Source organism: Secundilactobacillus yichangensis, assembly GCF_016861565.1.
Taxonomy (GTDB): Bacteria; Bacillota; Bacilli; order Lactobacillales; family Lactobacillaceae; genus Secundilactobacillus; species Secundilactobacillus yichangensis.
In genome coordinates this window covers 202965-226002 of the sequence record NZ_BOLK01000001.1, presented here as the reverse complement: position 1 = coordinate 226002, position 23038 = coordinate 202965, and the positions used below count along the sequence as shown (strand labels likewise).

The window sequence follows — 23038 nt, the reverse complement described above, 5'->3', positions numbered from 1 at the left end:
TCGGTATACTATAGAGTGATTAACTATCTTGAGAACGTAAATGAATGGAGACTTAACGATGAATGACGAACAGTATATAATGGCAATTGACGAAGGTACGACCAGTACACGTGCAATTCTATTTAACCGTGATGGTCAGATTGTGGGTCAGGCGCAACGTGAATTCACACAGCATTTTCCAAAGCCTGGCTGGGTGGAACATGACGCTAACGAGATTTGGAGTGCCGTTCAATCGGTGATTTCTGACGCTGTGATCGATGCCCACATCCAGCCTTACAAGGTTCGCGGAATCGGAATTACCAACCAACGTGAAACCACGATCGTCTGGGATAAGAATACCGGTGAACCCGTATATCACGCGGTGGTTTGGCAATCAAAGCAAACGAGTCAAATTGCTGATGAGCTGAAGGAAAAGGGTTATGCTGACTTAATTCACAAAAAGACCGGGCTGGTGATTGACTCTTACTTCTCAGCAACTAAGATTATGTGGATCTTGAAAAACGTTCCGGGCGTCCGGGAACGTGCCGAGAAGGGTGAGCTCTTATTCGGTACGATTGATACCTGGATCCTGTGGAAGCTGACTGGTGGCCGGGTACACGCTACTGACTATACCAATGCTTCGCGGACGATGCTGTTCAATATTCACGATTTAAAGTGGGATCAGGAGATTCTGGATCTATTGAACATTCCGGCTAGCTTACTGCCAGAAGTACATCCATCGTCTTACACTTACGGCTACACGGCTGGTTTTACCTTCTTCGGTCTTCAGGTACCAATCGCCGGAATTGCCGGTGACCAGCAGGCCGCATTGTTTGGTCAAACTGCCTTTGAAAAAGGGTCGGTCAAAAACACCTATGGTACAGGTGCTTTCATTGTGATGAACACGGGGACCGAACCAACCTTATCAAACAAGGGGTTATTAACCACCATTGCTTATGGGATCAACGGCGAAGTCACGTACGCCCTAGAAGGCAGTATTTTCGTGGCGGGTTCAGCAGTACAGTGGATGCGAGACGGGATGCGGCTCTTTAAGCATGCCTCAGAGTCAGAAAAAATGGCGGTTGACGCAAAAACGACAAATGACGTTTACGTCGTGCCGGCCTTTACTGGTCTTGGTGCACCATATTGGGACCAGGAAGTTCGTGGGGCGGTCTTTGGTTTGACCCGCGGTACTACTCGGGAACAGTTTGTTAGAGCAACCCTAGAAGCAATTGCTTACCAGACCCGCGATGTCGTTGATACCATGGCTGCTGATACCGGTATTGATATTAAGACACTCAGCGTTGATGGCGGAGCTGCCAACAACAACTTTCTCATGCAGTTCCAAGCCGATATTTTAAACACCCATATTCAGCGGGCAGCCATTGCCGAAACTACCGCGCTGGGTGCTTCATACCTGGCGGGGCTAGCAACGGGCTTTTGGCAGGATCTTGATGAAATCAAGCGGATGCATAAACCCAGTGAGGAATTTGATCCGCAAATGTCCGAAGAAGACCGTGAAAACTGTTATTCCGGCTGGCAAGCGGCGGTAAAAGCCACTCAACTATTTAAACCTAAAAAACAACTGTAATTCAAAAGAGCACTTTCATCAGAAATCGATGAAAATGCTCTTTTATATTTAGTATTCAAAATAGCCGCGAAAGCCGCGCCAAACTTGGTCGACTTGTTTGTTTTGATTTTGGTAGTACAGGGCATTACCCGTTAACGGTTGCCTATCGGAACGCTTGAAAATCTGCTTGAACGTTGGCCGCCTGGTATCGGTACCGTCACCGAACAGTCGATATTGCCAATTACGAATTCGACCAGCTCGATCTTGCCAGCCATAGCGCAAACGAAATAGTTGCCGCTGCTTAGGGTTGATCACCAGTACATCCCAAGCACCTAAAGTTTTGCTATCTAAGCGGTTAGATTTGCGGCGGTCGGAAATATCACTGGTGGTGGTAATCCAATTGACGCCGTCTTGCTGTGACCAGTCATCAACGTGGGTGTGACCAGACATTACGGCAATGATTTGCTGTTTGTGTTCAACCAAACTGTTATAGACCTTGGCGAAGCTGCCTTGCTGATTATTAGCAAACCAGTCATAGGTCCAAAATGGTTTAACCGCCTGTCGTTCATTGGCTGAGCGAATGGAATCGTGAGTAAAAATAATGACTTGTTCGTCAGACGCCAAGTGATCCAGGGTTTGAGTCAGCCAGGCAGCCTGCTTACTAGCGATTCTTGAACGGCTGTGACGAATATTCTGCAAAATTCCAGTCCAATGAATCCCATTTGGCTGGTCATCGTAATCACGGTCAAAATAAACGTCTGAGCGTGAATCACGAATATCAAAGGTATTGAGCATGATCAGGCTCACAGAAGTGCCAGGTACCCTATATTTGCCATAGAAGTTATGCTGGTCGGCTAACCAGCTGTTATTGAAACCGTTACGCAAATGAGTTGCCATTGGCTCCGTCATGACCTGCTCGGTACGATAACCGTTCAAATAACGTGCAAAGCCCGAATTATCGTCGTGATTACCTTGGGTGATAAAAGTGGGGACCTGATCTCCTTGGACGGCTGACACAGCATCACCAGTATCGATAATTGTACGTGCAAGTGTTTGGTTACCATCAACCAAATCGCCATTCATCACCAGGCCATCAAAATGCTGTTGGGCTGCAAAATGACTGATCATTTGAAGGTCATGAAGCGTCCGTTGACTGTGCGTGGACTGGTGGGCGTCATAGTGGGTGTCATTGATCAAGCCGACAACGATTGAATCAGGCTGTCTGAGTTGATTTAACTGTTCAGTAAGCCGTTGGAGCGCCTTAGTCTCAATCGGGTCAGATGAGCGCAGAACTGCCGTTTTAGCAGCATCGAACACCCAGGGTTCACGCAAGCGGGTGACACTTTTAGAGCCAGTGATTTCATAACCAAAGTAACGTTCAAAGTGTGGGTAGCGACTCATAAAGGGGACGTAACTGTGACGGCCGGCGTGGGTCAGCTGTAACCAGCCACGGTGTCGATCCGCTAATTTGCCAGTGTAATTCACCACCGCGTGACGGTTAAGCGCGCCCACAACGGGAGCGCTTAACTCTGGATGCTGATAAACCTTTATAGCTCGGCGACTGAAGCAAAATTGCCCGTTCATTTTGAAGAAGTTTGGGGTTTCAGAACGAACTTGTTCCGGCAATTTTAATTTTGAAGCAACGATTACGCCATACCGCTTACCAGTTTGAAGGTTGTAATAGGGTAGGAAGCCATGATCTGTTTTTAAATAGGCAATTCCCTGATTTATAAGGATATTGCTATATACAATACTCTCACCTGTATGTAGCAAATTACCACTGTTATTAGTGGCCGTCCATTCCGTGTTAGTCCTAAAGACAAGCGGCTCAGCGGCGACAAAATACTGCTGGCTACTTGAACCAGCAAATTGGGGCTGTCTCATTTTCAATGTCGTTTGAAAAAGCTTCTGATTGCTAGCTTGCCAGTTTGGATTCGTATCATGGCCATATAAAACGTGATTACTCGTCGCCACGCAAAGGTAGCCATGATCAAGGACCAACCAGTAACGGCCATCGCTTTTCAATTTACCTAAGTACGTAATAGCACGATGTGCAGGATAAATTTGTTTCCGTCGGCTTAAACGGTCAGGATGCTCACGACTGACTAAGAACCGGTCAGGAATGAACTTTCCTGTTGAAGGTATCCTCTGCCCATCAATTAAATGCGCTGTAAATGATTGTTTGCTATGTTTCATCATGGTCACCGCCATCTATTTTAAAATCTTATGATATAATCAACATAATGATTATACAGAAATTGCCTTACATTTGGCAGTTATCTGTAACGAAAAGGGAGTTTTTGAAATGCAGTCAACTTTAGCTTATGAATTCCAAGGTTTGGAAGCTCAAACGCCGGTTAACGCTTTTTGTCTTGATCATCAGACGAGCTACGCGGCCCAAACGATCAAACAAGATACCGTTATCACCAGGTGTGATTTAAAGGAAACGCAGGCTATCGCTACGGGCGATAAGATCCAGCTTCGCAACCTAGTTAACGTTCAAAGCCTATCACTAATACGCAGCGCGCCAGCGTTGAGCTTCATCGTGTGCGGTCAACCAACCGATAGTAACGGTCAACTTGGTGCCCCAGAATTATGGTGGGTATCTTTTAATGGTGACGAAAAAGATGTTCAGCCGCACATCTTTAAAATTACCCACCTGGAAAGTGCCAACATCACCGGAACGCCGCTACCAGAACCTGTGATTGGTGCGGTTTCGGCATTATCTAGCGACCGTAGCGAACTGGTCATCATGGTTCTGGACAAAGCACAGCACCTGCAGTGCAGTGTCTATAAACGAAGCCAAGTGGAGAAGTTAATTGAGCAAATGACCGAAAAGGGTGATACTGAAGTTGAGGCTGGCGATTTTAATATGATGGAAGCTGTCTACCAATCCTTTAAACCGACTGCCAAACAGCTGGATCCAGCAACGATCGGCAGCATTCAAAGTATTGCTTTTTCCAACGGCCGAGCCATTTATGCTACCAAGAGCTACGGCGAGCAGCACGCGGTCAGTAAGGGCTTCTGGCTGTTAAAGAACGGTTTTCACGACCAACCGGTTGAACAGTTGCCAGCTCATACTGAATTGACGGGAATTGCTCTTCTTGGTAAGTACGTGTATTTTGGTTTATCACAAGAATCAGACGGTAAATTTCTCAATACAATTCACCATGCAGAAAAGGCACTCTGGAATTAAATCGCTGAATACTTAAAATGTATGATAGCCTAGCATTACTTTCATTAGTAATGCTAGGCTATCATTATGCTTTAACAATTATTTTAAGCTAATTTAAGTGCTTTTGAAAGGTATTCGGCCATTCCATCCTGATCGTTATTGCAACTGGTTACGTCATCAGCAATCGCTTTTAGCTGATCCGTAGCGTTATTCATGGCAACTCCGCGGCCAGCGTATTCAATCATTTCTTTATCGTTGTGCTCGTCACCAAAAGCAATCACGTTTTTGCGGTCGATATGGTAATAGTTAGCCAACCGTTCAACGCCAACCGCCTTTTGAACGCCTTTCGCACCAATTTCCAACACGCTGTTAGGCCCGCCCCAAGGCGCAACATCAACCAAACTGCCAAACCGGTCTTCAATGTAGGTTTGAAGCCGTTTTTGCAACGGCCGGTCAACGGCAATGGTCATGCTAGTAGGATTTTGAGTTAACGTAGCCGGACTTAGTTGCTGGTCATGGGTCAAGACAGCAGGGAAGAAACCAACTTGAGTCGATTCGGTCTGGTGTGCCAGGAAAAGGTGCTTACCTTCTGCCGCAATCATTCGAATGTTAAATTCCCGCTGATGCTGCAATAAATCTAGCACGATATTCCGGTCAAACGTAAATTGATATTCAAATTGCCAATGCTGGTGGGGCATATGCCCTAGACTACCATTGAAATTAATCATTGGCGATGATAAACCCAACTGATCATAGAAGTTTTGAGAAAGCCGATTAGGGCGGCCAGTCACGATACTGACAACGTGACCAGCTTTAATAGCGGCTTTAATGGTGGCAATTGTTTTTGCCGATAACTTTGCTTCACTGTTTAACGTTGTCCCATCTAAATCAAGGGCAATTAATTTTTGAGTCAAGATTACACATCCGTTCTTGTAGATTAATAGATTAAATTTAACACATCCACTGTCTGAAGAGCAAGGAAACCTGGGCGTACAATTGACCGTACTGGTCTGAAAAGGTATACTGCTTTCAGAGAATTATTGCGAAATGAAAGGGATAGATGATGGAATTACCAGCAGCTTTTAAAACGAAATACCAACAATTACTTGGTGATCAGGCCGATGCTTTTTTTGCCAGCTTTGATCAACCAGCAAACAGCGGCTTCAGGGTCAACCCGATGCGACCAGTTCCCGATGACTTGGATCTAACTGATCCAGTACCCTATACGAAATGGGGGTATTACGGTAAAGTCAGTGGTCACACCCTCGATCATCAAAGCGGGGCCGTGTATAGCCAAGAACCCAGCGCCATGTTTGTCGGTGAGGTTGCACATCCTAGTGCCGGCATGCGCGTGCTGGATCTTTCTGCAGCCCCTGGAGGAAAAACGACCCACCTCAGCAGCTTTCTACAGCAAACTGGGTTGCTTGTCAGCAATGAAATCATGCCCAAGCGCGCGAAGGTTTTAGCCGAAAATACCGAACGCTTCGGGTTAAGTAACACGTTGGTTCTCAACGAAGATCCGGTTTCAATTGCTAAAACCTTCCCAGCATTCTTTGATCAAGTACTGGTCGATGCACCGTGTTCAGGTGAAGGCATGTTCCGTAAAGATCCCGACGCCATTAGCTACTGGTCAGCGGACTACCCAGCTGCCTGTGCCAAGCGGCAGCGAGAAATCCTCACCGAAGCAGTGAAAACACTCAAACCGGGGGGCGAACTGGTTTACTCCACCTGTACGTTTGCACCGGAAGAAGACGAACAAATGATTTCCTGGCTGCTGGAAACCTACCCGCAGTTTGAGGTTGTTCCGATTGAAAAAACGGCTGGCATTATTGACGCAAAACCGGAATGGGGCAATGGCGACCCAAGTTTAAAGGGTGCTGCCCGACTTTTCCCTCATTTAATGAGGGGCGAAGGACACTTCGTTGCCAAATTGAAACTGAATGAAGCCGTTAGCGACGTTAAGAAGTTTCACCGGCAGGCATCTAACGTTTCCCGGGATCAATCACACTTGTTTGAAGATTTTGCTGACGAATACCTTAACGTTAAGGTAGATTCGCACCAACTTATGGCGTTCGGCGATCAGTTGTATGTCATGCCGGAAGGAACACCTTCACTTAGAAAATTGAAAGTCGTTCGCCCGGGCCTGCACCTTGGCACCTTCAAAAAGAACCGCTTTGAACCAAGTTACGCCATGGCATTAGCGCTGCGTCCAGGACAGTTTAAATACGAAACGACGATTTCTGAAGATGACTGGAAACAAGTTGTCCATGGTGACACGTTTACCAGTGATAATTTACCAGTCAAAAAGGGGTGGGTTCGACTCTTTTGTAACGGCCAGCCGGTTGCTTTCGGCAAGGCAGTTAATCACACAGTTAAAAATTTCTTTCCAAAGGGATTAAGATTTAAAGCAGAATAGCTAAAAAGCGTTTTAACACCAATTAGTGTTAAAACGCTTTTTGTATACCACAATCATTCTAAAGAAATGAATCTTTGCCGTGCAAATGACTCCAACTCTGGTGAGAAGACCATGGATTGCTTACGAAGATCTTTAACCGTTTTACTGCCAGTCAGCAGCATTAACGCTTTAAAATCTTGAAGCCAATGTAACAGCCAATCCTCCGTTGATGGATAATCGGTGGTAATCAAATGATGCAGAACCTCACCAGCCATTCCAGCAATGTCAGCACCCAAAGCCAAGGCTTTGATCGCGTCTAACGGGGTTTGAATTCCGCCACTAGCGATAATCACGGGCCGAGTGGATAATTTTCGCATTTCAAGTAAGGACTCAGTCGTGGTCAAGCCCCAGTCATCAAGGTAAGCCATTTCTTTTTCTGGCCGTCGAAAGTTTTCAATCTTCGCAAAACTGGTACCGCCGCGACCGCTTAAATCGACGTATTCAACGCCGATAGCTATTAACTTCTGAACGGTCTTAGCAGTCATCCCAAAGCCGACCTCTTTGACAATCACTGGTAAATTAAGTTTGGCTACAATGGCAGCCAGTTGGTCTAACCAGTAAAATTCCCGGTCACCTTCCGGCATAATAATCTCTTGCGCAGCGTTAATGTGCACTTGCAGAGCATCTGCTGAAATCATATCCACCACTGCCTGAGCATCAGCAACGCTATGACCGGCACCGATGTTAGCAATCACCATGCCATCAGGATTATGCTGACGGACAACGGAGAAGGTATCAGCCAACTCCGGTTCTTTTAGCACAACGCTTTGCGACCCAACAGCCATTGGTAAGTGGGTGGCAGCAGCCAGCTGCGCGATTTGCGCGTTTAGCCGGCCGGTCCGCTCACTGCCGCCAGTCATAGCTTCAATCAGAATTGGATAGGCGATTTCCTGGCTCGCAAAATTAGTCGTTGGATCAACATCTGATAAACCTAATTCAGGCAAACTTTGATGCAGGATTCGAACCTGATTAAAACTGCTGGCTTCGCTGGACTGATGAAACTTTTCTGCTAGGGAAACGTGTTCGTCTTTACGATGAGACTGTTGTGAGGTCATAACATCACTCCTCTACGCGATGAACGTTGAAGTTTAATGGAATAATCTGATTTGATGCCCACTTTTGAACGAGTTGTTTTAGCTGTTTATGCGAATCAATAATCGCAATCCCGCAGTCACCGCCGCCAGCGCCGGAAGTTTTAGCGATACCGCCAAATTCTTCGGCAATGTCGCATAACTTTTTAAGCACTGGAGTCTCAATGTGAGCGTGGGTAAACTGATCCAGCTCATTCAGCAGTTTACGGTTTACCGCAATTTCAGCTTGAATGGCATGCAGATCTTGGTTTCTGAAGCCGTCGATCATCCGCTTTAAGCAAGCTTTACTGTTAGTCAAAAAATCTTGATAGGCTTGCTGACGTTTAGCTTTATTCAATGCCACCCGGTCCACGAGATGGGAGGTAGAAGCGGGCGAACCCGTCCAGCCGACCAGCAGCTTCAAATCCTTAGGCGGCGTTAATAATTCAATATCGAGTCCCGGCCAATCCATTGAGAGCATTTCAGCAAAGTTATAGTTCTTTTCAGCGAGCTTTAACCAGTCACGGTCAAAGGAATGATAGGCAATCCAGCCACCATAAACACTTGCTGCGATATCGCCTAAAGAACCGTTACCCTGAACGTGAAAGTGCGCGATTGCTGCTAACTTAAACAATTTATCGTGATTTACCGGTAAGTTGTAAAATTGGCAAAGGGCTTTGATTGTCGCCACGGTGACCGCGGCCGAAGAACCTAAACCGTATTTACGGCCATCGTCACTATCCAGATCACTTTCGACGGTTAAATGATAAATCCCAAGATCTTTGCCCAGTGTCTTAGCATAATCTTCAGTAACTTTAATCGCAGATAAAATATAGTGGAAGGGATTATCCCGATTATCAAAAACCATTTCCCCATCCTCGCGACGCCAGTAAATCGAGTTTTCCTGATACTGACTGGAAACAATACTGCCGATTTGATCAGCGGATTGAATCGTCACCGTCACGAATTGATCCAAGGCAACGATAATAGCGGGGAAACCCGTCTCCACGACGGCATATTCACCTGCAATATAGAGTTTGCCTGGGGCTTTCACAGAAATCAAAACATCATGTCCTTTCATTAGCAGGCTAGAATCTCACGCCGCTAATTCGTTAATAAAGCAATTTTTAAGTTGTTAATCTGAAATTGAAATACCCGCGCCTGGTCGGGTAATGAGTACTTGATCCTTACCAAATACCGTTTGAAAATGCGCTGCGATTCGCTTTGCATCAGCGCCTTGGCAGATAATTTTTACGTTTGGTCCAGCGTCCATTGTAAAGTAACAGGGTATGCCTTGCAAACGTAAGTCTTTAACCATGTTCATCGCTTTAATACTATCGGCATTAAAGTAGGTGAAAGTGGGGTCAGAACTGAGGGTTAAGGCATGCATCCGCATCGCATTCTGCTCGGATGTATGGCCCAGTAAGTCAAAATCCTGATTTTGAATCGCCGTTTTCACAGTCTCAAAATCGGCACGGCTAGCGGCCACCCACGCCGAATAGAATGGGCTGGTCTCAACAGCTAGGCGCATGCCCACCCGGCTGGAAACCTTTTTTTGCTTTGCCGTTAACACTAAAGCAACCACTGCAATATCCCAAGTTGGCTGTTCGTCGATTGGATAGGCGAAGGATGTCGCATCATTGTGACCTTGCTGCCAGGCAACAAAACCGCCAAAAATCGACCGGGTAGCGGAACCCGAACCGCGCCGGGCCAGTCTCGACAAATCACGGCGATTTAAATTCAGACCGGCGGCTTTACTGGCTGCGCCAGCCAAGGCGGCAAACCCTGATGCCGAAGATGCCAAACCGGCAGCGGTGGGAACAAAGTTCTGAGTAACCACTTTAGCTCGATCATCAATGTTGGCAAGATTTCGCACTAAATTTAAAAAAGTCCGCACTTTCACACTGCTGTCCGCAGACAGTTTTTCACCGTCAAAAACGACTTCATCCGCCGCCAAATCAGGTAAAAACTCCACGGAAGTTTGGGTATAAAATTCATCAAGGGTAATGGATAAACTGTCGTTTTGCGGAATGATCAGTTCATTATCTAATTTACCCCAGTATTTAACCAAGGCAATATTAGTATGTGCCTTGGCCGTAATTGGATGGTCTGCGATTACCATTATTTGGTTTCCTCACTTTTTAAAGGCTGAACCCATGATTGAGCAACTCCGTAATTAGCCAGAGCTAACCGAATCCGAGTTGCCGTTGATTCATTTGCAGCGAGGCAGATCATGCATCCGCCCATGCCGCCACCAGTTAATTTGGCGCCTAAAGCACCATTTTCACGCGCAATGGCAATCATTTCATCTAACCGTTCATGGCTGACACCAAGCCGTTTCAACTGAACTTGAGCCCGGTCAAAAACGGTTCCTAAGTCGGACAGACGATCATTAGCAAGCGCCGTTTTAGCCGCGTAGGTTAATTGGCCTAAACCCTTAATGGCCTGGTCAGCTAATTGCGGATCAGATTCACGCAACTGAGCTACTGCCTTGACCGCTAATCCAGTCTGACCATGGATACCGCTGTCGGCTACAACCAGGTAGCCATGCATATAAAACGGAATGGTCACCGGCTGCGTGCCAGCTACAAACCAGATGGGGTTCTCAGCACTGGCAGTTGCCACGTCAATTCCACTGGGGTTACCATGAATAATTATTTCGGAAATGTTAGCATCAGCCAGCAATTGTTCGTGTGATAAGGGCTGTTCCAAAAACTGGTACAGTGCCCGAATGATGGCTACCGCTGTGGCAGCTGACGAACCCATGCCGCGTTCAGCCGGCAGGTGACTGTTGATTGCTAAATCAAAACCAATATCAGCAGCATTAAAACGTTTCAGCAGTTCATCAATTAGATGATTGATCCCCGTCAGCTGCTTGGGACCTGCCTGCCGCACACCCGTGTAGTAGCGACTAACCAGCTGCTGGACACCATCTGCTCGAAAAGTTAACGTGACGTTTTCACGAACGGCAGGCAGCGGCAAAGCAATCGCAGGCTGATGGTAAACCACACTGTGTTCACCAATTAATATGATTTTTGCGTGACTGCTGCCACTAGCCGGTGTATCCACAAAAAATGCTCCCTTCAAACTCCAATTATGAATTTTCAAATGAATAATGGTCCTTTTGAATGATTACAAACACATGGTATCATACGACAAATAGGCGCTTGTTACAAGATACCGCGAGCCTGCGCCACCAAAAATCAGGTAAATTTAATTGTTTGTTAAGAATAGGCAGGATGATGGTCACCAATCAATTATTTTTTGACTTAAAACCAGAAAGTTCATACCCGCAGATGAATAAAACTCTTTCATATATAAACGCCGGCTTCCCCCTGTAAACCAAGTGTAGTATGATAAACGGAGAAAGATAATAGAGAATTTGGTGAAATTAATGGATGCAAATACAATATATGCCGTCGTCGATATTGAAACGACCGGTACTAACGTTGCTGAAGGCAACCGAATGATTCAATTTGGGTGCGTGCTGGTACAAAATGGTAAAATTATTAACCATTTCAATACAGACGTTAATCCACAAACTTCAATTCCACAATCCATTCAGGCATTAACCGGGATTACCGAAGCCCAAGTCAAACGGGCACCCCTGTTTGATGATGTCGCTGGAACTATTTACAGCTTGCTGTCTGACACGGTTTTTGTGGCACATAATGTTAATTTTGACTTTCCGTTTGTTAACGCTGAGCTAGAACGGGTAGGTTATCCAAAGCTGGATATTCAAGCAATCGATACGGTGACTTTAAGCCAGATTTTGTTGCCCACGGTGCCCAGCTATCGGCTGCACGATCTGACTTCGTATTTAAGCATTGAACATGATCATCCGCACACTGCTAACGATGATGCGTTAGTGACGGGTGAATTGCTGATCGTGCTCTTTAAGCGGATGTTGGAATTACCAATCGTCACATTACAGCAGATGGTGGCAGAGGACGCTGATTTGCCTCAGGCTACCTCTGAGGTATTCAAATGGGGACTGGAAGAAGTCCGTAAGAATCCCCGTAGCTTACCAGACTACCTGTACGTTTCTCACGGTATTGCACTGCGAAAAACACCGGTTTTGACGGCTACAGATGACCGCGAATACACGTATCCGCGCACTAAAAAGAATAAGTTAAAACGCTTCCCGAAACACTTTGAATGGCGTGCTGACCAAGCGAAAATGATGAATTTGGTTTACCGCCAATATACGGATACCGAAACGGCTAATCAGCCACTAATTGTTGAAGCACCGACTGGTACTGGAAAAACCTTAGGCTACGCATTGCCAATGGCTTATTTAGCCCAAAAATTCGATAAACAGGTGGTCATTGCCACGGACACGGTTCTGCTGCAAAATCAACTTGTTAATCAAACTATGCCGCTGCTGGAAAAAATGCTGCCTTTTGAAACTCACGCTGAAGTGGTGAAGGGCAACGCACACTATCTAGATCTGTCCCGCTTTAAAGTTTCCTTGAGCCAAGCGGATCACTCCAAGCAGACACAGTTGATCAAACTTAGATTACTGGTCTGGCTGACACAAACCGCCACCGGCGATTTAGATGAGCTGCACTTTAAAAACGAGCCGCCATACCTCGATAGTGTCTATCACCACGGAATGGCAGACTTAACGGATACCGATCCATTTTACGAAGATGACTTTCTAAGACGGCTTTACAAACGCCTAAAATACACGCGGTTTATTATTGTTAACCACGCCTTTTTGATTCGTCACGCTGACCTGTTAGGCGACGACTTCCATCAGCCCTATTTAGTGGTGGATGAAGCACAGCATTTAGCAGACTACGCCCTGAAAACTCAGCGGCAGAAGTTCGACTTTCAGGTATCGTTAGCCACTATCCGCCGGTTAATGGAACTGTTAGACCCCGAGAACGAATACGGATTAACCGCTGCCACTGAAGGCTTAACGTTGAACGATGACTTAAATACCTTTTACCGCTGGCTGATTGAATTTAGCCGTCAATTACACGCTTTAAGTGATTATCTGATTAATCACTTTAAGCCGCAGTTCGGCGGTAAATTTACTAAACCGTACAAAGAGATTGTCATTACTGAAGCTGATTGGGTTGGGTTTCTCAAGCAGCGTGAGGGTCTGTTTGAACAATTAGATATTTTAGTCGGCAAGTTTCAAGATGAGCTGGCTAAGATTACCGATTCGTTTTACCAGCAATCTAATCGCTGGCTAAAGAGTGATGAAGAACTTTTCATGCGTTTTAGTCACGCTGTCAATGCGCTAACGGATGCTTGGCAAACGCTTTCTGCAATTCGGCAGGCACCGCAGCACGAGGAGGCCGGCACTGGCAGTTATCTGTACTGGCTGACCATCAGCAACGATCTGACGCATATTATGGTAGCGTCTAATCTGATGACTGTGGAAGGCTTTCTGTCACAGCAGATCTACTCTCATTTTCAAGCACCCATGTTTACGGGTGCCACGCTGTTTTCATCTAACCGCTCTCAGTATCTGTACGATCAATTAGATTTGGATCGAAGTGCAGTTAAAATGCGCCGGTTGAAATCCGATTTTAATTTCGAAACTCAGGCAAAAATGTACATTAGTAATGACGCACCAGACATCAAAGAAGAAGATCAATACAACCAGTACGTTTCGCAAACGCTGATTAAGACACTGTCTAAAGTGAACCGGCCAACGCTGGTCCTGTTTAATTCCTTAGCCGCCATTGAAGCGGTTTACGGCAAACTGACAAGTGCCATTCATCCCAAGGAACGTCTGATACTGGCTCAAGGAATTTCTGGTTCCAAGGAAAAACTGATCAAACGGTTTATGGATGAAGATAACGCCGTGTTATTAGGTGCTGCCAGCTTCTGGGAAGGCATCGATCTGCCTCAGGATAAGCTGCAGCTGCTGATAATCGCACGCTTGCCATTTGACTCACCCGATCAGTTGGAGACTAAGGTTCAGTACGAACGGATGAAGGCCAAGGGTAAAAATCCGTTCTACAACCTATCCTTGCCTAAAGCAACGTTGAGATTGCGGCAGGGTATTGGCCGTTTGATTCGCACTCGTCAGGATTATGGCGCCGTCATTGTGCTTGACAGTCGATTGGTAACCAGACATTATGGGCAAACCATTTTGAAAACTTTACCCACCAGTTTGCCCACCATGACGGGAACCGTCCCGCAATTACTCAGCGATATGACTAAATTCTTTAAAAATCACAAAAGTATCGGCCATGGCAGCTAAGATTTTGATATAATGATGGGCAGTAACAACTGAAAGAAGGCGTGTTAAAGAACATGAGAAGGGAACATGCAAGCCGGCAGCATCTGAGTAATCGCGTTTGGCTGACCGTGCTCGGCATTGTCGTGGTTTTGCTATTGATTATTTTTGGAGGAATTCACCATGCAACCTCTCCAGTATCTAAAGCTAAAGCGCAATCAGTACAAATTGCCAAAAAATATGCCGGTCTCAAAACAACTGACGGCTTTTACTGGACCAATCTGAATCAGACTTATTACACAGTGGCCGGTAAAAATAATCAAAATCAGTCGGTGTACATCATCGTTCCCCAAAAGGGCGGCAACGTCAGGGTTTTACAGCAGTCAAACGGGATGACCCGCGATCAGGCACTCGGCCGGATCTGGTCGAAACACAACCCTAAAAAGGTGATTTCAGCTGCTCTAAGCGTGTTTAACGGCCATCCTGCCTGGGTAGTCAGCTATATGAATCAAAAGGGTCAGCTATGTTATGAAACTCTAAGCTTTAAATCTGGCAAAGTATTACAAGCAATCGAAAATATCTAGTTATTCTACTCTAGGAGGCCATTCTATTGAAGATTTCTCAGCGTGCACAACAGCTTCAGCCATCAGCTACCATGAAAGTTTCCGCTCAGGCGAAACAGATGATTGCTGACGGGATTGATGTGATTAACCTTGGAATTGGTGAACCGGACTTTGAAACGCCTAAGAACATTGAAAATGCAGCTATTGCTGCTATTAAAGCGGGTAAGGCCAGTTTCTATACACCCGCTGCCGGCATTCCGCAATTACGGACAGCAGTTGCTAAGCGAACCGTTGAAGACTATGGGCTGCAAGGCCTGACAGCTCAAAATGTCGCCATTACAACTGGTGCTAAAATGGCACTTTACAGTACGTTCCAGGCGATTCTGGATCCTGGTGACGAAGTTTTGCTGCCGGAACCATACTGGGTCAGCTATTCTGAACAGATCAAACTGGCTGGCGGCGTGCCCGTATCAGTGCCGGTCGGTGATAGTTTCAAAGCAACACCGGCAGATTTAGAAGCTAAATTAACCGATAAAACAGTGGCTTTTGTGCTGAACAGCCCTGAAAATCCAACTGGTGTGATTTATGACCAGTCAGAATTGACCGCATTGAATGACTGGACTCAAAAACATAACATTATGGTTGTTACAGATGATATTTACGGACAGCTGGTCTATAACGGCGCTGATTTCACCTCGATTGCCCAGTTATCCGATGAACTGGACCCACGAATCATTATTATTTCCGGTGGAAGTAAAACCTACTCTATGACCGGCTGGCGAATGGGTTACGTTGTGGCGGATGCTCAGCTGATCAGTAAGATCTCAGCATTCCTGTCACACGCTACTGGTAACCCGACAGCTGTCAGTCAGTACGCACTTTTAGAAGCTTTTACCGGTGATCAAAGCCAGGTTGAGGTGATGCGTAAAGCGTTTGAAGACCGACTTAACACCGTTTATCCGCTGTTAAATGATATTCCTGGATTTGCACTAAAAGTTAAACCGCAGGGCGCCTTTTACCTGTTCCCAGATATCAGTGAAGCATTAAAAATTAGCGGTATCCCAACTGCAGGTGAATTGGTGAGCCGGTTATTAACCGAAGCACACGTCGCTTTAGTAGACGGCTCCGCCTTTGGTGTTCAGAACCACGTACGTATTAGTTACGCGACTGATTTAGATTCACTGAAAAAGGCTATGGCTAGAATCAAGGCTTTCATGGTACAATTTAAAGACTAATTATTCATTGGGGGTTACATTGTGCAACAGATTAACATCATTAACGCCAAAGACCACGTTGACGAAAAAGTCAAAATTGGTGTTTGGCTAACTAACAAACGTTCTAGCGGGAAAATTTCCTTCCTGCAGTTACGGGACGGAACCGCCTTTTTCCAAGGCGTTGTGTTAAAGAATAACGTTTCAGAAGAAACCTTTGAGCTTGCAAAGGAACTCCGGCAAGAAACCAGTATGTGGATCACCGGTGTGATTCACGAGGACAGTCGTTCTAAGTTTGGTTACGAAATTGCTGTGGAAACCATTGACGTGATCGGTGAAAGTGAAGACTACCCGATCACGCCAAAGGATCACGGGATCGACTTTTTGTTGGATCACCGCCATCTCTGGCTACGTTCATCACGTCCTCACGCAACGATGGTCATTCGTAACGAAGTGATTCGCGCAACGTACGAATTTTTCAATAAGGAAGGCTTCGTTAAAATTGACGCACCAATCCTAACCGGTAGCGCACCTGAAGGTACGACTGATTTGTTCCATACGGAATACTTTGACCGTGATGCCTATTTATCACAATCTGGTCAGTTATACGAAGAAGCTGGTGCAATGGCTTTTGATAAGGTCTTTTCATTTGGACCAACTTTCCGGGCTGAAAAGTCGAAAACTCGTCGTCACTTGATCGAATTTTGGATGATTGAACCCGAAATGGCTTTCATGCACCAAGAACAAAGTTTGGAGATTCAGGAACACTACATTGCCTTCTTGGTTCAAAATGTCATCGATCACTGTAAGGACGCTTTGGAAACACTGGGTCGCGATATCGATACATTAAAGCAATATACCCAGCTGCCTTACCCACGAATCAGCTATGATGAAGCCGTTGAAATGCTTAAGCAAAACGGTTTTGACGTGGACTGGGGGGTTGACTTCGGTTCACCAGAAGAAACCTTCTTAGCTGATCAATTCAAGCAGCCAGTGTTCGTTCTGAATTATCCAAAAGCCATCAAGGCCTTCTACATGAAGGAACACCCAACGCGCAAAGACGTTGTTATCTGTGCTGACTTATTAGCACCAGAAGGTTACGGTGAAATTATTGGTGGTTCCGAAAGAGCGACCGACTACGATTACCTTTACAACCAAATCATCAAATCCGGTTTGGATCCTAAGGAATACGGTTGGTACTTAGACTTACGGAAGTACGGCAGCGTACCGCACTCTGGGTTTGGTCTCGGACTTGAACGGGCCATCACTTGGATTACCGGTGAAGACCATGTTCGGGAAGCAATTCCGTTCCCACGTCTGTTAAACCGGATCTACCCATAAACAACAAACAACGATTGACAATTATTTCCAAAGCAGAAACTTCTCCTGAGCCTAACTCGATTGGTGCGATGGGGGAGTTTCTTCACGTTTGAAGCGCATCACATGATTGGAGGGCATCATATGGACGCATTTGCGAATGCCTTAATTAAATCAGGTCAGACCACCATTGCGACATTGCTTCTGGAACACTACCGGGAGCTGGGGATGAGTAATACAGAATTCCTCATTTATCTGCAAATTAAAAGTTATAATGATCGCGGTATTAGTTTTCCTCAAACCGAAACCATTGCTAAGGCAGTTGGTTTGACTGACAATCAGATTTTTCAGGAACTGCACACAATGATTGGCAAACGGTTGATGCAGATCGACACTGTCCAGCAACCTGGCCAGCTAGCACGGGACTCGTATGATTTTACCTTACTGTACGAAAAACTAGCTCAGTACGTCAAAAAGGCTCAGACCGAAACGGTCACAAGTCAGGTTAATAATGACCGTGAAACGATTTTTAACCAGATTGAAACCGAATTTGGCCGCCCATTATCACCCATCGAACTAGAAATGATTTCCCAGTGGCTAGATGAAGACCACTATCAAGTAGGGGTCATTCGGCTAGCACTGAAAGAAGCGGTCCTCAATCAAGTTTATAACTTGAAGTATATGGACCGAATCCTCCTTAACTGGCAAAAAAAGCACCTGACAACCCCTGAACAGGTTCAGCAGGAACGAGAGCACCGTCAGCAGTCTCAGACGGCTACAAGTTCAAATAGAGCTAATAAGGGAAATAAGAAGCAAAATCATCTCCCTGATATTCCAATTTTCAAGATTGGCGAGAAACCAAAGAAATAAGTGTTATTTTTCACCGAATTGAACGTAACAAAAAGCCTGATATCAGTAAAAATACTGATATCAGGCTTTTTGCTATGCACATCCTAAGTCGTGATCACTGACTCGCTTTTGTTGAAGGCGAGTTGGCTCTCCCAGAATTAGTGTTGGCATTGTTATTTGTGTTATTATTTTGACTACTTTCATTAGAGGCTGAGTTGGTATTTTGGGTGTCATTATCGTTATCATTGCCGTTGCCACCGTTACCATTACCGCCACTAGGACGCTGTTCCGTGGAGGTACTCGAGCGTTCGCTTGAACTAGAAGGCCGTTGCGTAGTATTAGTATTCGCTTGGTTATTGCCAGTCGAATCATTAGTATTAGTACTGCTGCTATTACCATCATTCGTAGCCGTTGACGCATCACCAGGATAACCGGCAACGTAGTACTCAGTGGTGCCGTTGCGTTTGGTAGCAACAACGTCTGATGGGGCGGTCCAGTTAGTGTTGCTTGCATTTTGCTGAACGTAACCCATCTCGGAACGATAAATTTCTTGAGCGATTCTCGTCTGTGCTTCAGGAATATAATGTCCAGGCTGGAATTGCTTATCATAACCGGTCCAAATAGAAAGTGAGTAATTCTTCGTGTACCCAGTAAACCAGGAATCCATAGCCGCGTCACCCGGCACAGAAGAAGCATAATCATCAGGGTAGGCGGTGGTACCAGTTTTACCAGCTTGATACAGTCCCGAAATGTTGGCTGCCGTACCAGAACCGTTGGAACTGGTCATGACTCCCTTTAACATATCGGTGATCATAAAGGCGGTAGCTGGTGACATTGCACGGGTTCCTTTAACATTGTAGGAATGCGACTTGCCATCGGCCGTAACCACCCGATTGAGCAAATGCGGTTTGTAGTACGTCCCACCGTTAGCGAACGCAGCGTATGCAGCAGCTTCCTGTTCGGTAGAAATGTACAGTCCAATCCCGTTTTGAAGCGTTAATTTATCTTTAAAGGTCATTCCAAGGTTACCTAAGAAGTTGGTGGCACGGTTGATACCAACGGCGTCTAAAGTTCTGACCGCCGGAATGTTCCGTGATTCAACCAGCGCTTTACGCATGGTGATGGTGCCTTCATGACGGTTATCAAAGTCGTTTAGCTCTCGGTTTGAACCAGGATAGTAGTACTGCGTATCCTGTACTGGCTGATAGGTTGGGTACTTCAAATACTGAATTGCGGGACCATAATCGGCAATTGGCTTAGCTGTCGATCCACTGGAACGATCGGTCTGAACAGCTCGGTTAAGGCCGAAGGTAACGTTGCCGGTTTTACGGCCGCCCAGCATGGCGACTACTTGACCGTTATGCGGATCAACCATCGTGGCGCCCATCTGGAACTTGTTGCTTGGATAAGCCACGTAATTGTTGCTGTTAGCAATACTGTAAAGGTGCTTTTGAGCTGACATATTAAGGTTGGTGTAAACTCGCAAACCGTCTGTGTTGGTGTTATAGCCATCACTCTTTAACTCGGCATAAACTTCTTTAAGGTACGAATCAATGTATTTTTGATTGGTTAAGTTAACTGTACTTACCGGGTGAGTCTTAGCTAAACCGCTTTGAACACTCGTTGCTTTAGCAGCCGCCGCCTGATTAGGGGTAATTTCCTTATTAGAAACCATGGCATCCAGCACTTGGTCACGACGATATTTCGCGTATTGCGGGTGGTGGATTGGATCATAGGTGGTCGGCCCTTGCGGCATACCGGCTAACATTGCCAATTCCTGCAAATTCAGTTTCGACAACGATTTACCGTAGTAATAATGAGCAGCTGTCTGCATCCCGTAAACACCGTTACCCATGTAGACCTTATTAATGTAAAATTCAAGGATCTGCTGCTTACTGTACTTTTGGTCAACCTTGATAGCTAACCAGGCTTCCTGTGATTTCCGCTTTAAGGTTTGATCCGACTTAGCGGTTGAGAAAACTGACAGTTTAACCAGCTGCTGGGTCAAAGTACTACCACCTTGAAGCCCCAGTGAGGAACCCGTAAGGTTGTGAAATGCCGCGCTGACAATTCGAATCGGATCTACACCATGATTCTTGTAAAAGCGACGGTCTTCAATGGAAACCACAGCCGACTTCAGTGTTACAGGAATATTCTTTGACTTCACGTAATCACGGTTCTGTGCACCTAATCGAGAAATCACGTCGTTGTTAGAATCGTATACCTTCGTTGAGGTATCGCTTTCCAGCGCAGACTGTGAAATACTGGGTGCGCCCTGTGCATAATAGAAAAACACTACCGCACCTAATAAAATGGCAGCCAGAAATAGTACCACTGCCCACTTGATTATCCGCCATAGGGTGTGATGGTCTTTGGGACCGCGATCACGTTGCGTTCGCAGTTCCGAGCGCGTCTGAGGATTAGATTGATTGCTTGACATAAATAGACTCCTTTGGTTAAGGCGTTAGATGAGTTGATCAACCGCATCAAGGTAAGCGATGGTGGGGTTGAGCGAATACTTGATCGGAATGGCTTGTTTTTGAAAGGCAGTTAGCGGAATCGACTTTCGGCCACCTGCTTTTTCCTGCGCATCCCAGTATTTGATTAAATCAGTTGCTTTCAATAGATATAGTTGGTCAAAAGTAACAAATTTGATCAGCCCAAAACAAATTCCGCCTTGTTTTAAACAACTACGCATGTGCTCTACTTGATGCTGATGAAAGTTATCCAGCGGGAAACGGGTGGTTTCCTTAGTTTCTTTTGCATCAAAATCGATATACCGGCCACGATAAATTCCGTTATAATCAGTGGTAGAGGCTTGTCGGAAATAGGCTTCCCGAATCACCGCGGCACTGCGTTTGGGATAATCTACCTTGACGATTTGAATAGGAGTCGGCTTTTTGTGAATAACTGCAATATCGTGAGCAAGGTAATACTGATTGCTCTCGTTTATTTCCTGTTCTAACGTCATCCCGCGGCCACCATGCTTGACCAATGAAGCTTTATGGTGCATCGAGCGGTTAGCTGGCTGCGGCTGGTATTGTGTCCCATTAGGATAATGGATTGTCACTGGCTGGATCATCTCTTTTCTATAGTAAAATGTTGAAAAAAAGTGCATACCCAGTTACGGTTATTATACCAAGTTGCTTCGTGAATAAAAACTGGAATATGAAACTATTAACTTAAGTATTATGTAAGAAATTAGTTTTCACACAACACTCATGGTTGAAATGATACCACAAAAAGGAGGGATAAGAATGCAACGGGTTTGGATTACCGGTTATCGAGCCTATGAATTAGGTGTTTTCTCGGAAAAAGAACCAAAATTTTTAGTTTTGCAATACGCTTTAAAGAAAATCATTACTCAAGCTATTGATGATGGAACAACCTGGTTGATTACCGGCGGGCAAATGGGCATCGAACAGTGGGCAGCACAGGTTGGCTTAGAATTGAAAAAAGATTATCCAGAGCTGCAAGTCGCTATGATGACACCTTTTACTCATTTTGGCAGCAAATGGAAACCGGATAATCAGGCAAAGTTAGCTACCTTATTATCACAGGTCGATTTTCAGGCCAGCGTCAGCAATCACGATTATTCCTCGCCGCAACAGTTAAGAAATTACCAAGAATTCATGCTGAGCCATACGGACGGCGCAATTTTAGTATACGATGTAGACAACGAAGGCAAATCGAGGTACGATTATAATGCAATTGTTAATTGGCAGGATAAGCATGATTATCCTCTGCAGATGATTGATTTCGATCAATTGCAAGAATTTTCGTATGAATTTGCAGAAATTTCAAATAAGGGTTTCAATTCTAACTAAAATTTGATAACATCTTAAATGTTGGTGTTGAATAAATGATGAGGTGTATTTAAATGGCAACCATTAATTATAATCCAAAAGACATCCTTCAAAAAGAGTTTCGTCAGAAGATGCGGGGCTATGATCCTGCTGATGTTGACAGCTTTTTAGATAATGTGATCAAGGACTATGAAACATTTACGAAGGAAAATCAGCACCTCCAAGACGAGAACGAACGTCTGCGTGCAAAAGTTGATGAATTGACGAAGCAATTATCCGTTGGCGGCACTGCAACCGCACAGCCAAGTCAGCCAGCTACTAACGTGACTAACATGGATATTTTGAAACGTCTCTCTAACTTGGAACGTCACGTTTTCGGTTCTCAAGTAGACAGTGGTGCTAACGCATCTCACCGTCTTTAACAATTTGATAGTAACTTGTAAATCTCGGGTAATCGCGGTCGGCTTATGTCGGCTGAGGAAAGTCCATGCTCGCACAAGCTGAGATGCTTGTAGTGTTCGTGCTCGGTGAAAAAATAAGCCGGGGGACTTCGTAAGAAGTTACGGCGGGAAAACGCGCTAAGGTTTCGGCTATGCGTTAATATCCCTGAAAAGTGCCACAGCGACGATGACGTATCTGGAAACGGGTACGGTGGAACGTTGGTAAACCCCTCGAGCGGGCAACCCAAACTATGGTAGGGGAGCTTCACATCTGGAAATGAACTAAATGTGGGGGAAGAGTTTTTACTCTTGAGATAGATGATTACCGCTTTATTAGACTGTCCCTGACATCTAATAAAGTACGGAACATGGCTTACAGAGATTTACAGTTCAGGATTGGTGAG

The 23038-nt window shown here is 45.5% G+C and carries 18 protein-coding genes and 1 other RNA gene; 11 read left to right on the top strand and 8 right to left on the bottom strand.

What is annotated here, in order from left to right; genetic code table 11:
* Positions 1–58 precede the first annotated feature (58 nt).
* Complete coding sequence (glpK, locus tag JUE95_RS01015) at positions 59–1570, top strand: glycerol kinase GlpK (protein WP_203648540.1); 1512 nt, start codon at positions 59–61, stop codon at positions 1568–1570.
* 48 nt (positions 1571–1618) lie between these two features.
* Here the strand turns inward: glpK and JUE95_RS01010 are convergent, their stop codons facing one another.
* Entirely contained in the window at positions 1619–3748 is a 2130-nt protein-coding gene (locus JUE95_RS01010; protein WP_203648538.1) for a metallophosphoesterase family protein, read from the bottom strand.
* 106 nt (positions 3749–3854) lie between these two features.
* On the opposite strand from JUE95_RS01010, the gene JUE95_RS01005 reads away from it, so the two are divergent.
* The gene (locus JUE95_RS01005; protein WP_203648536.1) at positions 3855–4745 is read left to right on the top strand and encodes a helveticin J family class III bacteriocin; all 891 of its coding nucleotides are present in this window, start codon (positions 3855–3857) and stop codon (positions 4743–4745) included.
* An 83-nt stretch (positions 4746–4828) separates the two neighbouring features.
* On the opposite strand, the gene JUE95_RS01000 is transcribed toward JUE95_RS01005, so the two are convergent.
* Positions 4829–5638, bottom strand: a complete 810-nt coding sequence (locus JUE95_RS01000; protein WP_203648534.1) for a Cof-type HAD-IIB family hydrolase — start codon at positions 5636–5638, stop codon at positions 4829–4831.
* A gap of 149 nt (positions 5639–5787) precedes the next feature.
* On the opposite strand from JUE95_RS01000, the gene JUE95_RS00995 reads away from it, so the two are divergent.
* Positions 5788–7140, top strand: a complete 1353-nt coding sequence (locus JUE95_RS00995) for an RsmF rRNA methyltransferase first C-terminal domain-containing protein (protein WP_203648532.1) — start codon at positions 5788–5790, stop codon at positions 7138–7140.
* A gap of 53 nt (positions 7141–7193) precedes the next feature.
* Here JUE95_RS00995 and fni read toward each other — a convergent pair whose 3' ends face one another.
* The 4 genes from fni to mvk form a co-directional block, all read right to left on the bottom strand.
* The gene (fni, locus tag JUE95_RS00990; RefSeq protein ID WP_203648531.1) at positions 7194–8234 is read right to left on the bottom strand and encodes a type 2 isopentenyl-diphosphate Delta-isomerase; all 1041 of its coding nucleotides are present in this window, start codon (positions 8232–8234) and stop codon (positions 7194–7196) included.
* A gap of 4 nt (positions 8235–8238) precedes the next feature.
* Positions 8239–9312, bottom strand: a complete 1074-nt coding sequence (locus JUE95_RS00985) for a phosphomevalonate kinase (RefSeq protein ID WP_203648530.1) — start codon at positions 9310–9312, stop codon at positions 8239–8241.
* Between the two features lie 72 nt (positions 9313–9384).
* On the bottom strand, positions 9385–10371 hold the full coding sequence (gene mvaD, locus JUE95_RS00980) for a diphosphomevalonate decarboxylase (protein ID WP_203648529.1): 987 nt from the start codon (positions 10369–10371) through the stop codon (positions 9385–9387).
* Positions 10371–11318 carry a mevalonate kinase gene (gene mvk, locus JUE95_RS00975; protein ID WP_203648528.1) on the bottom strand — a complete coding sequence of 316 codons (948 nt, stop codon included), beginning with the start codon at positions 11316–11318 and terminating at the stop codon, positions 10371–10373. The genes mvaD and mvk overlap by 1 nt, the downstream gene beginning before the upstream one ends.
* 325 nt (positions 11319–11643) lie before the next feature.
* On the opposite strand from mvk, the gene JUE95_RS00970 reads away from it, so the two are divergent.
* The 5 genes from JUE95_RS00970 (at position 11644) to JUE95_RS00950 (ending at position 18409) form a co-directional block, all read left to right on the top strand.
* Positions 11644–14472 (top strand): helicase C-terminal domain-containing protein, encoded by a 2829-nt coding sequence (locus JUE95_RS00970; protein ID WP_203648527.1) that lies wholly within the window; start codon positions 11644–11646, stop codon positions 14470–14472.
* Positions 14473–14525: 53 nt separating this feature from the next.
* Positions 14526–15032 carry a cell wall elongation regulator TseB-like domain-containing protein gene (locus JUE95_RS00965; RefSeq protein WP_203648525.1) on the top strand — a complete coding sequence of 169 codons (507 nt, stop codon included), beginning with the start codon at positions 14526–14528 and terminating at the stop codon, positions 15030–15032.
* Between the two features lie 26 nt (positions 15033–15058).
* Entirely contained in the window at positions 15059–16246 is a 1188-nt protein-coding gene (locus JUE95_RS00960) for a pyridoxal phosphate-dependent aminotransferase (RefSeq protein WP_203648524.1), read from the top strand.
* Positions 16247–16267: 21 nt separating this feature from the next.
* Complete coding sequence (gene asnS / locus JUE95_RS00955; RefSeq protein WP_203648523.1) at positions 16268–17563, top strand: asparagine--tRNA ligase; 1296 nt, start codon at positions 16268–16270, stop codon at positions 17561–17563.
* 120 nt (positions 17564–17683) lie between these two features.
* Entirely contained in the window at positions 17684–18409 is a 726-nt protein-coding gene (locus JUE95_RS00950) for a DnaD domain protein (protein WP_203648522.1), read from the top strand.
* A gap of 94 nt (positions 18410–18503) precedes the next feature.
* Here JUE95_RS00950 and JUE95_RS00945 read toward each other — a convergent pair whose 3' ends face one another.
* Together JUE95_RS00945 and recU are read right to left on the bottom strand one after the other, a co-directional pair.
* The gene (locus JUE95_RS00945) at positions 18504–20828 is read right to left on the bottom strand and encodes a transglycosylase domain-containing protein (RefSeq protein WP_203648521.1); all 2325 of its coding nucleotides are present in this window, start codon (positions 20826–20828) and stop codon (positions 18504–18506) included.
* A 24-nt stretch (positions 20829–20852) separates the two neighbouring features.
* Positions 20853–21458: a Holliday junction resolvase RecU gene (gene recU, locus JUE95_RS00940; protein ID WP_268920897.1), complete on the bottom strand. Its 606-nt coding sequence runs from the start codon at positions 21456–21458 to the stop codon at positions 20853–20855.
* A gap of 187 nt (positions 21459–21645) precedes the next feature.
* Between recU and JUE95_RS00935 the strand changes: the two genes are divergently transcribed.
* The 3 genes from JUE95_RS00935 to rnpB all read left to right on the top strand — a co-directional run bounded on the left by JUE95_RS00935 (position 21646) and on the right by rnpB (position 23015).
* Positions 21646–22215 (top strand): SLOG family protein, encoded by a 570-nt coding sequence (locus JUE95_RS00935; protein WP_203648519.1) that lies wholly within the window; start codon positions 21646–21648, stop codon positions 22213–22215.
* 53 nt (positions 22216–22268) lie between these two features.
* Positions 22269–22616, top strand: a complete 348-nt coding sequence (gene gpsB / locus JUE95_RS00930) for a cell division regulator GpsB (protein WP_203648517.1) — start codon at positions 22269–22271, stop codon at positions 22614–22616.
* Positions 22617–22636: 20 nt separating this feature from the next.
* An RNA gene (gene rnpB / locus JUE95_RS00925) (RNase P RNA component class B) lies at positions 22637–23015 on the top strand.
* Positions 23016–23038: the final 23 nt, after the last annotated feature.